Annotated in this window: 12 protein-coding genes; 1 reads left to right on the forward strand and 11 read right to left on the reverse strand. The window is 68.3% G+C overall.

Features of this window, described 5'->3' with window-relative positions; genetic code table 11:
- Window positions 1-170: 170 nt before the first annotated feature.
- The 6 genes from ACFFGE_RS12040 to ACFFGE_RS12065 form a co-directional block, all read right to left on the reverse strand.
- Entirely contained in the window at window positions 171-779 is a 609-nt protein-coding gene (locus ACFFGE_RS12040; protein ID WP_376836646.1) for a cation efflux transmembrane domain-containing protein, read from the reverse strand.
- Complete coding sequence (locus ACFFGE_RS12045) at window positions 776-3,997, reverse strand: efflux RND transporter permease subunit (protein WP_292259759.1); 3,222 nt, start codon at window positions 3,995-3,997, stop codon at window positions 776-778. The genes ACFFGE_RS12040 and ACFFGE_RS12045 overlap by 4 nt, the downstream gene beginning before the upstream one ends.
- 11 nt (window positions 3,998-4,008) lie before the next feature.
- The gene (locus ACFFGE_RS12050; protein WP_292259760.1) at window positions 4,009-5,193 is read right to left on the reverse strand and encodes an efflux RND transporter periplasmic adaptor subunit; all 1,185 of its coding nucleotides are present in this window, start codon (window positions 5,191-5,193) and stop codon (window positions 4,009-4,011) included.
- A complete protein-coding gene (locus tag ACFFGE_RS12055) occupies window positions 5,193-6,446 on the reverse strand; it encodes a TolC family protein (protein ID WP_292259761.1) in 1,254 nt (417 codons plus the stop codon). The genes ACFFGE_RS12050 and ACFFGE_RS12055 overlap by 1 nt, the downstream gene beginning before the upstream one ends.
- A 57-nt stretch (window positions 6,447-6,503) precedes the next feature.
- The gene (locus ACFFGE_RS12060) at window positions 6,504-6,848 is read right to left on the reverse strand and encodes a hypothetical protein (RefSeq protein WP_292259763.1); all 345 of its coding nucleotides are present in this window, start codon (window positions 6,846-6,848) and stop codon (window positions 6,504-6,506) included.
- Window positions 6,849-7,059: 211 nt separating this feature from the next.
- A complete protein-coding gene (locus ACFFGE_RS12065; protein WP_175359335.1) occupies window positions 7,060-7,731 on the reverse strand; it encodes a cation efflux transmembrane domain-containing protein in 672 nt (223 codons plus the stop codon).
- A 54-nt stretch (window positions 7,732-7,785) separates the two neighbouring features.
- On the opposite strand from ACFFGE_RS12065, the gene ACFFGE_RS12070 reads away from it, so the two are divergent.
- Complete coding sequence (locus tag ACFFGE_RS12070; RefSeq protein WP_175359336.1) at window positions 7,786-8,208, forward strand: MerR family transcriptional regulator; 423 nt, start codon at window positions 7,786-7,788, stop codon at window positions 8,206-8,208.
- 179 nt (window positions 8,209-8,387) lie between these two features.
- On the opposite strand, the gene ACFFGE_RS12075 is transcribed toward ACFFGE_RS12070, so the two are convergent.
- From ACFFGE_RS12075 to ACFFGE_RS12095, 5 genes are all read right to left on the reverse strand, one after another.
- The gene (locus ACFFGE_RS12075) at window positions 8,388-8,612 is read right to left on the reverse strand and encodes an ammonium transporter family protein (protein WP_175359337.1); all 225 of its coding nucleotides are present in this window, start codon (window positions 8,610-8,612) and stop codon (window positions 8,388-8,390) included.
- A 10-nt stretch (window positions 8,613-8,622) separates the two neighbouring features.
- Window positions 8,623-9,006 (reverse strand): copper resistance CopC family protein, encoded by a 384-nt coding sequence (locus ACFFGE_RS12080; protein ID WP_175359338.1) that lies wholly within the window; start codon window positions 9,004-9,006, stop codon window positions 8,623-8,625.
- Between the two features lie 18 nt (window positions 9,007-9,024).
- On the reverse strand, window positions 9,025-10,215 hold the full coding sequence (locus ACFFGE_RS12085) for a copper resistance protein B (RefSeq protein WP_376836648.1): 1,191 nt from the start codon (window positions 10,213-10,215) through the stop codon (window positions 9,025-9,027).
- Window positions 10,212-12,023: a copper resistance system multicopper oxidase gene (locus ACFFGE_RS12090; protein WP_376836650.1), complete on the reverse strand. Its 1,812-nt coding sequence runs from the start codon at window positions 12,021-12,023 to the stop codon at window positions 10,212-10,214. The genes ACFFGE_RS12085 and ACFFGE_RS12090 overlap by 4 nt, the downstream gene beginning before the upstream one ends.
- 128 nt (window positions 12,024-12,151) lie before the next feature.
- Window positions 12,152-12,721, reverse strand: a complete 570-nt coding sequence (locus tag ACFFGE_RS12095; protein ID WP_376836652.1) for an RNA polymerase sigma factor — start codon at window positions 12,719-12,721, stop codon at window positions 12,152-12,154.
- Window positions 12,722-12,730 lie beyond the last annotated feature (9 nt).

Raw genomic sequence — 12,730 nt, forward strand, 5'->3', positions numbered from 1 at the left:
TGCCTTTTGCACCAGCCTGTTTGGACGGAGCCCTTAGCCTTCGCAGGCGGCCCGCCCCGGGGGTTGTTCAAACCCTTCGACGAGCTGGTTCAGCCAGTGATCCGGGCGGAAGTGGTCTAGTCAGCATCACCAACAAGCCGACGGCGGTGTCGGTCAGGAACAGGAATGGCTCACCCCGGGGGCGGCGAGTTGGCGTCCCGCTGCACCTCCCGCGCGTCGCCAAGAATGTCGAGGCCCCCCTTGGCGGCCAAGGCTGCGACTAGGACGCCGACCAGGAGATCGGGCCAAGACTGATCCAGCCACATGACCAGTCCTCCGGCGATCAGGATGCCCCCATTGGAGGCGAAGTCGTTGAGGCTGAAGGTCTCGGCCGCCTTCATGTTGACGTCGTTGCTCTGCTGCCGACAGATCAGGAGCAAGCACACCAAGTTGATAACTGCGGCCACGACCGCGAGGACCATCATCGTGGGACCAACCGGCTCGGTTCCGGTGAGCGTCCGTCGCAGGGCGTCGAGCAGGACCAAAGCCGAGAAGATCAGCAGCATGACTCCGGAGACCTGGGCTGCGCGAGTCTTCCAGATCAGGGCTCGCCCGACGGCGATAAAACTGATCAGGTAAACGGCGGCGTCGGACCCGTTGTCGACCGCGTTAGCGAGCAAGGCGCTGGAGTCGGCGGCAAGGCCGCCGACTCCCAAGCTCACGAACAGCAGAGCGTTCAGGGCCAACACCACCAGAAGAGTGCGGCGCTGGAGCTGGTTCGTTTCGTGGGCTCCGCTCATTCTTCGATCCCTTCCGCTTTCCGGTGCTTCACGGCCTTGGCCGCGAAGGTGGGCAGGACCAGAAGGGTCAGGGCGGTCGCCGTCAGCAGGCCGCCGATGACGACGGTGGCCAGCGGCTTCTGCACCTCGGCTCCGGCGCCGTGAGCGATCGCCATCGGGATGAAGCCGACGATGGCGACCATGGCGGTCGTGAGCACGGCGCGAAGCCGGCTGAAGGCGCCCTCGATAGCAGCGAGGGTCGGGACTGCCCCCGCCGTCAGCCGCTCCCGAATGGCCTGCATCAGCACCAGACCGTTGAGTGTTGCAACCCCAGACACAGCGATGAAGCCGACAGCCGCTGACACCGAGAAGGGCATCCCTCTCAGCAGCAGCGCCAAGGCCCCGCCAACAAGAGCAAGCGGCACACATGCGAAGACCAGGCCGGCCTCCGCGAACGATCCCAGAGCCATGAACAGCAGAACGCCGATCAGGATGAAGACGATGGGAATGACCAGACCGAGCCTTTGCTCGGCGCGTTTCAGGTTTTCGAACTGGCCGCCCCAGTCGAGGCGCACCCCGGTCGGAAGCTGGACCTGATCGACCCGCTGCTGGGCGTCAGAAACGAAGCCGCCCAGATCGCGACCGCGCACATTGGCCTGAACGACCATACGACGGCTGCCGTCGTTGCGGCTGATCTGGTTTGGCCCCTCGGCGCTCTGGATGCGGGCGACCGAGGACAGGGGCACGGTCACCCCGGTCGAGGACACGATGGGCAGGGCTGCCAAGGCGGCCGGATCGTTGCGCGCCTCATCGGCAAGGCGGACCACCACATCGAAGCGGCGGTCGCCTTCGAAGATCCGGCCCGCTTCCGCGCCGCCGATGGCGGCCGAGACCGTCTCGGACACGTCGGCGGCCGACAGGCCGTAGTTGGCCGCGGCGAACCGGTCGACGCTGACCGTCAGGGTCGGCAGGCCTGAGGCCTGTTCGACACGGACGTCGGCCGAACCCGGGGTCTGGCGCAGGGCGTCCGCGACTTGGTCGGCGACCCGCTGCATCGTGGCGAAGTCGTCGCCGTAGACCATGACGGCCAGATCGGTCCTCACGCCAGAGATCAGCTCGTTGAAGCGAAGCTCAATTGGCTGGCTGAACTCGAAATTGTTGCCGATCTGCTGGGAGGCGACCTCCTCGATCCGGGCGATCAGCTGTTCCTTCTCGAGGTTTGGATCGGGCCAGTCACGCCGGTCCTTCAGAACGATGACGCTGTCGGAGATGTTCGGCGGCATCGGGTCGACAGCCGCCTCGGCTGTGCCAGTGCGTGAGAACATGGTCTCGACCTCGGGCTGGGCCGCGATGGCACGCTCCAGCGCCATCTGCATGGCGAGGGACTGCTCGAGGGAGGCCGAAGGGACCCGCAGCGCCTGCATGGCGATGTCGCCCTCGTCCAGGGTCGGGATGAACTCCCGCCCTAGGGAGGTGAAGGCGACGCCGCCGACGACGAGTGCGCCTAGAGCGGCGATCAGCACGATCTTCGGCCGATCGACCGCCGCGCGGATCGCGGGTTCGATCCAGCGCCGGGCCTTCCGTAGGATGAAGGTCTCGTGTTCGTGCGCGTGACCGTGTTCGTCGACCTCGACCTTATTGGGATCCCGCACCAGCAGCGCGGTCATGGCCGGCACGAAGGTGAAGGAGAAGATGAAGGCGCCGACCAGGGCGAGCATCACCGTCGCCCCCATCGGGATGAAGGTCTTGCCCTCGACCCCTTCCAGCATCAGCAGGGGGGTGAAGACCAGCAGGATGATCAGCTGGCCGTAGGCGGCCGGCTTGACCATCTGCCGCGCGGCCGCGCCAGCGACCTCGAGCCTCTCGCGCCGTGTCAGCATCCGGCCGAGTTCGGCGCGGCGCTGGCTGAGCATAAGCAGGGTGTTTTCGACCACAACGACCGCGCCGTCGACCAGAAGGCCGAAGTCGAGCGCGCCGAGGCTCATCAGGTTGCCGCTGATCCCGAAGCGGTTCATGCCGATGACCGCGAACAGGAAGCTGATCGGGATCATCAGGGCCGTGATCGAGGCGGCGCGGATGTTGCCGAGCAGCAGGAACAGGACGACGATGACCAGCAGGGCCCCTTCGGTCAGGTTGCGCGCCACCGTGGCGATGGTGGAGTTGACCAGCGCCGAGCGGTCCAGGACCGTCACCGCCTCGATGCTTGGCGGCAGGGTCTTCTGCACTTCCTCAAGTCGGTCGCCGGCCGCCTGGGCGACGGTGCGGCTGTTGCCGCCGGCGATCATCAGAGCGGTGCCGAGGACGGCCTCGTGGCCGTCACGGCTGGCGCCGCCGAGCCGCGGGGCCTGTCCGATCTCGACGGTGGCGACATCGGCGACCCGGACGACCAGGCCGCTGCGGTTCACGACCGGCGCCTGCGCGAGGTCCTCGATCGTGAGAGCCAGGGCGTCGGTCCTGACGGTCAGGGCTTCGCCGGCCCGCTGGACGTAGCCGGCGCCGGCCTGGGTGTTGGCTCGATCGAGCGCCTGGATCAGGTCGCCCATGCCGAGGCCATAGGCCGACAGTCGGGCCGCGTCCGGACGGACGGCGTATTCCTTCACATAGCCGCCGACGGTGTCGACGCCGGCCAGGCCGGGTGCGGTCCGCATCTGCGGGGCGATGATCCAGTCCTGCACGGTCCGCAGATAGGTGGCGCGCGCCTGGGGCGTGGTGAGGAGTTCGCCTTCGGGCGTAAGGTAGTCCCCGCCCGCCTGCCAGCCCGGCTGGCCCGGACGTGCGAGGTTCTCGGAGTTGAACGGCCTATAATCAACCGTCCACATCAGCACCTCGCCAAGACCCGTCGTGATCGGGGCCAGAGCCGGCTCGACCCCGTCGGGCATGGACTCGCGGGCCTGGGCCAACCGCTCGGCCACCTGCTGGCGGGCGAAATAGATGTCGGTCTGGTCGGTGAAGATGACCGTGACCTGACTGAAGCCGTTGCGGCTCAGGGAGCGGGTCGAGGTCAGGCCGGGAATCCCGGCCATCGCCGTCTCCAGCGGATAGGTGACCTGCCGCTCGATCTGCTCCGGCGCGAGCGCCGGGGCGACGGTGGTGATCTGAACCTGCCGGTTGGTGATGTCCGGGACGGCGTCAATCGGCAGTTTGGTGAGGTTGAACAGACCCACGGCCGCGACCAGGGCCGTGGCGAGAACCACGAACCAGCGGAAGCGGACGGAGGCCTCGATAATGGCTTTGAACATTCGATGCCTCCCTAGTGGCCGTGCTCGGCTTCGCCCTTGGCCACCTCAGCCTTGAGCAGGAAGGCGTTGGCGGCGGCGATGCGTTCGCTGCCGGTCAGGCCCCGCAGGATCTCCGTGCGGCCGGCCGCCTGGCGTCCCACCAGGACGGGGGTGGCCTGGAAGCCGCCCTCGACCTGGACGAACACGACGGTGTTCCCTTCGACGGTGTGGACCGCCTCGGTCGGGACGGTCAGACCGCCGGTGGCCTGACCGGTCACGACCGCGCCGGTTACGGCGGAGCCGGCCGGAGGGAGGCCGGCGCCAACCGGGCGGGCGCGAATGAGGGTCGCGCCGCTGTCGCCCGTACCGGCGTCGGCGGCGACCCCGGTGACGACCGCGTCGAACTCGCCGTTCGGTCCGGTGACCCGCATGGCGGACCCCGCCCGAACATTGGCGGCCAAGGCCGGCGGTGCGTTGAACACCATCTCGACGCGGGCAGGATTGCTGACCTCGGCGACCACGCCGCCTTGGGCGACGAAGCCGCCGGGTCCGACCTGCACGCTACTCACGACCCCCGAGATGGGACTGGTTACGCTCAATCGTCCGGACGCGTTCGGCGAGCCGGCCGCGCTGGAACGTGCGCGGGCGGCGCGGGTCGCCGCTTCGGCGCTCAGCAGTTGGGCGCGGGAGGCCTCCACCTCCTGCCGGGCGACGATGCCTTGGTCGGCGAGGTTGCGATTGCGCTGATAGGCCTGTCGCGCCGCCTCGGCCTCGGCAGCCGCCGCATCGGCTTCCGCCCGGAAGGTCGCCGCCTCGCCGCTCACGACGCTGACCAAGGGCTGGCCGACGCGAACAGACTGGCCGGGCGCGACCAGGACGCGTTCGATCCGGCCGCCCACCGCCGCAGCGACCGCGGCCCGGGCATCGACCATGGGCTCGACCCGACCGGCGAGACGGGTCTCTCCACCGCCTCCCTGGCCGACACTTACCACCGTGATGCCGGCAGCCTGTATCTGCGCGGCCGAGAGTTCGATCCGTCCCTCGGGCGCCTCGCCTTCAGGACCGGGCTCGCTCTCGGCATGAGCGGCCTCGCCTTGCGATGCGGCGGGGGCCGGCTCCGACCGCTGGGCGGTGAGCCAGAGACCGCCGCCACCGAAAATCACCAGGGCGGCGACGCCGCCGATCAGCAGGGTCTTGTTGGACGTGATCTTTCGCATCACTGGGCTCCTTGGAACGGGGCGCGGCCATCCAGGCGCGCGAGATCGATCTCGGCGCGCACGCGCGCGAGACGGGCGTCGACCGCGGCGGACCGCGCGTTGATGAGGGCGGTACGGGTGACGCGCAGCTCGACCTGCGAGATGCGCCCGGCCTCGAAGCCGATCCGCGACAGGCGATAGGCTTCCTCGGCCGCGGTGACGCCGCCGTCGGCGGCCCGCACGCGGCTGGCCGAAGCCGACAGGCGCGCCACGGCGGCGGCGCGGTCGGCCTGCGCCTCCTGCCGGGCCGACATCAGACGCGCGTCCGCTGCGCGAAACTCGGCCTGTGCCGCCTCGATGTTCCCCCGGTTCCGGTCGAACAGGGGCAGAGGCATGCTGATCCCGAAAGTCAGGGCCGTGGCGTCCTCCGCCTCGAAACGACGGATGCCCACGCTCGCATTTATGTCCGGCCGGACCTGGGTGCGCTGCACGTCGATCCGGCGCTCGGCGGCCGAACGTTGCGCCTCGGCGACGCGCACCGTGGGAGCGTCGCCGATGACCGAGCGCCCGGTCATCGGCGCCTCGTCCAGCAGGCTCACGTCGATGCTCGTCACCGGCACAGGGATCATCGCCACGGCGGTGAGGCGGGCATAGGCCGCGTCGCGTTCCGCGACCGCCTCGTCGAAGGTCGCCCGAGCCGAGGCGGCTTCTGCCTCGCCCTGGATGCCGCGCAGCAGGGGTTCGCGTCCTTCCTCGACCAGGGCCAGGGCCGCGCGGGCGTCCGCCACGGTAAGATTGAGGGCCTCCTCCGCCAAGGTCGCCCGGCGCTGGGCGGCTTCGGCTTCGGCATAGACCAGGGCCAGACGGCCGGCCGCGTCGATCACCGCAAGATCGCGCTCCACGCCGACAGCGCCGGCCTCGGCGCGGGCGGCGGCGATCCGCGCCGGCCTGCGTCCCCAGAGCTCGAGATCCTGGCTCAGCGCCAGGGTCGTGTCGGCGTTGTCCATTCCGGAGAAGGGACCCGAGCCGAACGCATTCTCGACATCGAGCCCCAGCACCGGATTGGGGCGCACGCCCGCCTGCCGGACGCGGGCTTCCGCGGCGTCGTAGTTGGCGCCGGCCTCGAGGGCGGCGGGGGTTTGGCCGAGCTGGGAGAGCAACTCGGCATAGGTCGGGGCGGGGTCAGCCCAAGCGGGACTGGCCAGGGTCGCCGTGAGGGCGACGAGCGCGCAGCCCACCGCGAGACGCGGTCGCCGGCGAAACGAGGGAGACATGTTCCATTTCCAGATTTCTGATCACGAAGAGGCGCCCGCGCGGGCGCAGGTCTCCGGTCAGAGTCTGGGCGGTCGCTTCAAACCTTCGGGCGCGAACGAAGCCCGGAAATCGTCCTGTCGGCCGCCTCGCAGCGGCGCTTCGCCGAAGGCGGCCGCGATCGGTTCCGCCCCTTGGGCTCGAGCGGTGGCGGTATGGTGACAGTGGCCGTGGGCGCAGATGCCGTGACCGCCCATCTTGCTGCTGTGGTCTCCTTCGCCTGGATCGTGTTCGGCCACGGCATGGGCGGCCGGAGGCTCCGGGATGCACGTCGCGGCATCAACGGCGGGCGCGAGGAAAAAGGCGGCGAAGCCAAGTGTCATCGCCACAATCAACTTCGCCCATGTCGTCGTCGACCAGGTCATCGCGCGCTCCATACTATCGTTCGGGGCCCCAGCCAATGTGTTACACAGTACGTTACAGAGGCTGCTTGTCCCGCTAGGGCGGGAGACCGGCCGATGAATGCGCCTGTGCGACGCCACGTTGGAGGCGGCTCGCCTGAGCTTGACCGGGCCCGCGCGTTAACGTCGGCGCGATGAGCGCTTCCACAGAGGGCGGTGCTGTGTCGGGCGGCAATCATGCCGGCCTCCCGGCAGGCTCGCGCCTTCTGACGCCACGAGCTTCCTCAAGCGCCTGACGTGTGATCGACCAGGCGGAATGCAGGAAGATCCCCGCCAACAGCGCGCCCGCAACCAGATCGGGCCAACGCGAGCCCGTCAGCCAGACCAACCCGCCTGCCGCAGCCACGCCAAGGCTGTGGATCAGATCGTTTCTTGTGCAGAGCCAAACGGATCGCACGTTGGCGTCGCCGTCCCGGAAGCGAATGAGCAAGGCCGCGGCCAGTAGATTGGCCGCGAATCCGAAAGCGCCAAGCCCGGTGATGACAACTCCCTCTGGCGCTGCGCCCGTCAGAGCCCGCCATGTCGCGAACGCGAGCACGCCGACACCAAGCGCTGCAAGGCTCGCGCTCTTCACGAGCGCCGCAGTCGCGCGGACCTGAACAGAACGCCCTATGACCCAGAGGCTCACGGTGTAGGTGACGCTGTCCGCGAGGAAGTCCAACGCATTCGCCGCGAGCGCGGCAGATCCCTGGGCGATGCTTCCGATCAGGACGGCGCCGAAGCCGACGAGGTTGATGGCTATCACGCTGACCAGCACGCGCCGGTAGGCAGGCGACGCACCGTCAAACTTAACCGCAGACCCGCAACACCCTACGGCCGACCCGCATGAGGCTTCATTCTGTTCCATGAAACCTGCCTACATGCTCTAGTCACTAGAGGATCAAGCGCCTATTTTCCCCTCATGGCCGCCACTGCTCTCCTCACCATCGGCAAGCTCTCCGCCGCGACGGGCGTGAAGATTCCTACGATCCGTTTCTACGAACAGGCCGGTTTGTTGCCCGCGCCGCCACGGACCGCCAGCGATCGAAGACTGTACGATGACGCTGGCCTTCGCCGGCTCGCCTTCATTCGCCATGCACGCCAACTGGGCTTCGATCTGGATGCGATCCGCTCTCTTCTCGATCTGGCGGACCAGCCGGACCGCACCTGCGCGGAAGCGAACCGGATTGCGGAGCAGCACCTCAGGGCGGTTTCGGAAAAGATTCGACAGCTGAAGGCGCTTGAACGCGAACTGTCACGCATGACGGCGGACTGCGCCGGCGGGCAGGTGTCCGCCTGCAAGGTGATCGAGGTCCTGCAGGATGCGACTTGTCCGCACCACTGACGCGTCACGAGGGCTCGGTGAAAGGAGGCTGCCGGGGCGCCCTCCCCGCTGGACCTTCCGCGAGGGGAAACCTGGAACTCCGCCTCGCGAGTTCAGGAACAGAAAGGGCGGCAGTCCTGAGCCGGCGGACGCACGGCGGCAGCGATCAGGACTAAAACGCCCGGCTTCCGGCCAGGACGTCAGCTATGAGGAACGGTTTCCGGCGCGGAGGTCGAAGCCGAACCGGTCGCCGGCTGCGACGGCGGCGCCGGTTCTTCCTGAGCTGAAGGGGTCTCGTCACAGCACTTCATCTCGGCGTCGGCCGCCATGTCCTTGCAGCATTCGCAGCCTTCGGCCGCGAGCGCCGCGCCAGCGCTCAGCACGAACGCCGCCCCGGCCGCCGCCAGCAGTTTGGAAACATTCATCGTCGTCCTCCTAGTGAACCATGAAGCGAATTGAGCCGGACATCTCGTGGCCGTCCGCGCCTTCGGCGGTCCACGCCGCGGTATAGGTCCCCGGCGCGAGGCGCGGCAACGCAACCTCGACGGTCGATTCGGCCGCGGCCGCTGGGACATCGACGACGATCGGTGCCTGACCCTGCGCAGTAAAAGTCACCGTCTTCAGGATCATCGGATGGGGAAAGGTCACGCTGAACCGCTCAGGCGAGCCATGGGTCATCGCGCCGTCAGCGGGGACCGTTGTGACGCCCGACTGGGGCGCTGCCGCCGGGGCCTGCATGGTGTGGCCCGCATGCGGATCCTGCGCGGCGGCGGCTCCGGCGAACGCGAGCGCGGCTGTGATGGCGAGAGTGCGGATCATGGGAAGGTCTCCTTCAATCTAGAACCAGGCCTTGAGACCGACGACGAAGCGGGTGTCGTCGGGCTCGCCGCCCCGGGCCTCAATGTAATCGGCGGTGTCTCCAAGCGCGCGGCTCCACTCGACGCCGACGTAGGGCGCGAACTCCTTGCGGAACTCGTAGCGCAGCCGCAGGCCTGCCTCGACCGAGGACAGGCCGGAGCCGATCTCCAGTTCTGGAATCTCGCTGGCGGAGACGTCGATTTCGAGGCGCGGCTGGAGGATCAGGCGCTGGGTTATGCGCTGGTCGTACTCGGCCTCGACGCGGGCGGTCAGGTCGCCCTCGGTCGACAGAAAGGCCGCAGCGTCGACCTCCCACCAGTAAGGGGCCAGTCCCTGAAGCCCGAGGACAAGATGGGTCGTGTCCTCGCCGTCGGGTCGGAAATCCTGGCGTACGCCCGCCTGAACGTCCCAGAACGGCGTGACCGCGCGGCTGTAGAGCGCCTGGAGTTCGGCTTCTTCGAGATCGCCCCCGAAGTCGCCCTCGCCTTCCGACTTCCACCAGAAGCGATTAATGTCTCCGCCGGTCCAGCCCTGGACGTCCCAGAGATAGGTCTCTTCGTCGTCGCCGAACCCAGCTTCGAGGCGGTCGATGATGACAGCCGTGGTGCGCACGTCGCCGTTCTCGCGCACCAGGATCTGACGGGCGGCTGCCATGGCCTCGGTTCCGAAGACCAGGTCAGCCGCGTGGGCCGGACCGGCGAGGGCCGCGACTGGAAGCGGGTCCTCGGGCGGCCTCCCAGGGTTGTCGGCGCTGGTCGGCACGTCCGGCGGCCCCATGCTCATCGCCGACATGTCGTGGCCGGCGTGAGGGTCGGCTTGGGCGGGGGTCATGGTCGACATGTCGTGGCCCGCGTGCGGATCAATCTGCTCGACAGGCGGCATTGTCGACATGTCGTGCCCCGCGTGCGGATCCAGCGTCGCGGGCTGAGCCGGCATCTGATGGCCGGCGTGAGGATCGCTCACCGGCGCGGTTTGGGCGGGGGCCATGACATGGCCCGCGTGCGGGTCCTGCGCCGTCGGCCGGGCCGGCGTTTGGGGGCGGGGGGCCGGTTCGGCCGCGGGCCGTGTTGGCGCCGGCATGGCATGGCCTGCATGAGGGTCCTGGGCCTGGGCGCTGAAAGGGCTGGCCGCGAGGATCAGCGGCGCGAGGGCGATGGCGACGCGGTTCATGACGCGGCTCCGTCCATGGGCCGCACAGTGACGACGTTGAACATCCCGGCGTGCATGTGCATCAGCATGTGGCAGTGGAAGGCCCAGTCGCCAGGCGCGTCGGCGGTCAGATCGAAGGTCACCTTGCCGCCGGGCGCGACGTTGACGGTGTGTTTGAGCGGCTGGTGCCCGGCCGGGCCGCCTGTGACCAGTTCAAAGAAGTGGCCGTGCAGGTGGATTGGGTGGGCCATCATGGTGTCGTTGACCAGGGTCACCCGCACTCGCTCGTTGCGCTCGAAGCGGATGGGCTCGACCAGCTCGCTGAACTTGCGGCCATCGAAGCCCCACATGAACCGCTCCATATTGCCCGTCAGATGGATTTCCATGGTACGAGACGGGGCCCGCTGGTCCTTGTTGGGGGCGAGGGACACCAGATCGGTGTAGACCAGCACCCGGTGCGGCACGTCCTCCAGCCCGATCGGCCGTTCACCCAGGCGATTGGCCGGGTCCATGGCGATGGCGTCTACGCCGACGCCGACCGCCATGTCCGGCGGAGCGTTCTCGGGGTCGCGCATGTTCATTCCGGCCATGGACATTCCGGCCATGTCTCCCGCCGGAGCCCCGCCTTGCGTCGAGGCTCCATGATCCATGCCGGTCATCGTGCCATGATCCATCCCGGACATACCGTCCATCGAACCGTGGTCCATCCCGCCCATGCCCATGTCGCGCATCGTCAGGTTCGGGACTTCACGCAGTGGCGGGACCTCGGCGGTCATGCCCAGGCGCGGCGCCAGGGTCGCCCGGCCCATGCCGGAACGGTCGATGGCTTCCGAGACGATGGTGTAGGCGCGGTCCTCGGTCGGCCGAACGATGACGTCGTAGGTCTCCGCCACCGAAATTTGGAACTCGTCGGTCTCGACCGGGCGCACATTCTCCCCGTCGGCCTGCACCACCGTCATCGGTAGCCCCGAAATACGCACGTTAAATATCGACATGGCCGAGGCGTTGATGACGCGCAGCCGGACCCGCTCGCCGGGCCGGAACAGCCCGGTCCAGTTCTCCTGCGGTCCGTGGCCGTTGATGAGGTACGTGTAGGTCGATCCGTTGACGTCGAGGATGTCGCGCGGGTCCATCCGCATCTGGCCCCACATGCGGCGCTCCTCCAGGCTCATCCGGTCGCTGCCGTCGAGCAGGCCTGCGAGGGTCGTTCGCTGCTGGTTGAAATAGCCGGGACTCTTCTTCAGCTTGTCCAGGATTTCGTGCGGGTGCATGAAACTCCAGTCCGACAGCACCAGTACATGCTCTCGATCGTAGGCGACGGGATCGGCGCCCGCCGGATCGATGATGATCGGTCCATAGTGGCCCATCGCCTCCTGGAGATTGGAGTGGCTGTGGTACCAGAAGGTCCCCGACTGCCGGATCGGGAACTCGTAGACGAAGGTCTCACGCGCCTTGATGCCAGGGAAGCTGATGCCGGGCACGCCGTCCATCTGGAATGGCACCAGCAAGCCGTGCCAGTGGATCGAAGTGTCCTCGTCCAGGGTGTTGGCCACCGACAGCCGGACGTTCTGGCCCTCCCGCAGGCGAAGCAGCGGCGCCGGCAGGACGCCGTTGATGGTAATCGCGTGCCCCGTCCGACCTCCGACGGTGAACGGCGAGTGGCCGACCGTCAGATCGACGTTCGGCCCGGTCAGCGTCGGCATGTCCGCCCGCAGGCCGGCCGAGCCGGTCTGCGCCCAAGCCGGCAGCAGGCCCTGCAGCCCCAGCAGCCCACCGCCGGCGGCGGCGCCACGGAGAAGCGTTCGGCGATCGAGACTTGGGGTCGACATGGGCGATTGAGTCCTTGGTCGGCTATTCGGCCGTTCGTTCAAATACGCATCCCGGCGGCGCGCCCCTTGCGTCAGGACGCCACAGCCAACGGGATCGTGGCCTTGTGCACCTTCCCATCATGGCAAGGTCAAGCGTCTGCGTTCGGTGACCAGGCCAGCGCCTCCGCCAGTTTCCTGCGGGCGCGAGCCACGCGGGTCTCCACGGCCTTGGGCGTGATGCGCAGGATAGAGGCGATCTCGGCATGAGACCGCCCTTCGAGCGTGGCGAGCAGGAGCGGCGCCTTGAGGGCGTCCGGCAGGTCGGACAGCGCCCGTTGCAGGGCCTCGGCCCTGCGCCGGTCGTCCAGACGGGTCTCCGGCAGGGGCGCCTCGTCGCCAACCGCGGTCGCCTCGGGCGCATCCAGTCCCATGACCCCTCGCACGACACGGCGCACCGCACGCCGACGGCTCCAATCGCGGCATTTGTTCAGGGCGATGGAGCGGAGCCAGACATCGAATGGCCGCGCCGGATCATACCGCCGCAAAGCCAGCCAGGCGGAGGCGTAGGCTTCCTGAAGCACGTCGTGAGCCTCGGCCTCGTCGCCGACATAGCGGCGAACGAACCGGTAGAGCTCGGCCTTCGACGCGGTCATCAGGGCGGTGAACGCGGCTGCATCGCCGCGCGCCGCACGGGCCTCTATGCTGTCTTCGGCCCTCACGCGCCGCGC

Origin of the sequence: Brevundimonas balnearis, assembly GCF_042434805.1 — a bacterium.
GTDB classification, from domain to species: Bacteria; Pseudomonadota; Alphaproteobacteria; order Caulobacterales; family Caulobacteraceae; genus Brevundimonas; species Brevundimonas balnearis.

What these genes read in the sequence shown, in the direction of transcription:
- ACFFGE_RS12040 (WP_376836646.1), bottom strand. Translation starts at nt 779, where the DNA reads ATGAGCGGAGCCCACGAAACGAACCAGCTCCAGCGCCGCACTCTTCTG.
- ACFFGE_RS12045 (WP_292259759.1), bottom strand. Translation starts at nt 3,997, where the DNA reads ATGTTCAAAGCCATTATCGAGGCCTCCGTCCGCTTCCGCTGGTTCGTG.
- ACFFGE_RS12050 (WP_292259760.1), bottom strand. Translation starts at nt 5,193, where the DNA reads ATGCGAAAGATCACGTCCAACAAGACCCTGCTGATCGGCGGCGTCGCC.
- ACFFGE_RS12055 (WP_292259761.1), bottom strand. Translation starts at nt 6,446, where the DNA reads ATGTCTCCCTCGTTTCGCCGGCGACCGCGTCTCGCGGTGGGCTGCGCG.
- ACFFGE_RS12060 (WP_292259763.1), bottom strand. Translation starts at nt 6,848, where the DNA reads ATGACCTGGTCGACGACGACATGGGCGAAGTTGATTGTGGCGATGACA.
- ACFFGE_RS12065 (WP_175359335.1), bottom strand. Translation starts at nt 7,731, where the DNA reads ATGGAACAGAATGAAGCCTCATGCGGGTCGGCCGTAGGGTGTTGCGGG.
- ACFFGE_RS12070 (WP_175359336.1), top strand. Translation starts at nt 7,786, where the DNA reads ATGGCCGCCACTGCTCTCCTCACCATCGGCAAGCTCTCCGCCGCGACG.
- ACFFGE_RS12075 (WP_175359337.1), bottom strand. Translation starts at nt 8,612, where the DNA reads ATGAATGTTTCCAAACTGCTGGCGGCGGCCGGGGCGGCGTTCGTGCTG.
- ACFFGE_RS12080 (WP_175359338.1), bottom strand. Translation starts at nt 9,006, where the DNA reads ATGATCCGCACTCTCGCCATCACAGCCGCGCTCGCGTTCGCCGGAGCC.
- ACFFGE_RS12085 (WP_376836648.1), bottom strand. Translation starts at nt 10,215, where the DNA reads ATGAACCGCGTCGCCATCGCCCTCGCGCCGCTGATCCTCGCGGCCAGC.
- ACFFGE_RS12090 (WP_376836650.1), bottom strand. Translation starts at nt 12,023, where the DNA reads ATGTCGACCCCAAGTCTCGATCGCCGAACGCTTCTCCGTGGCGCCGCC.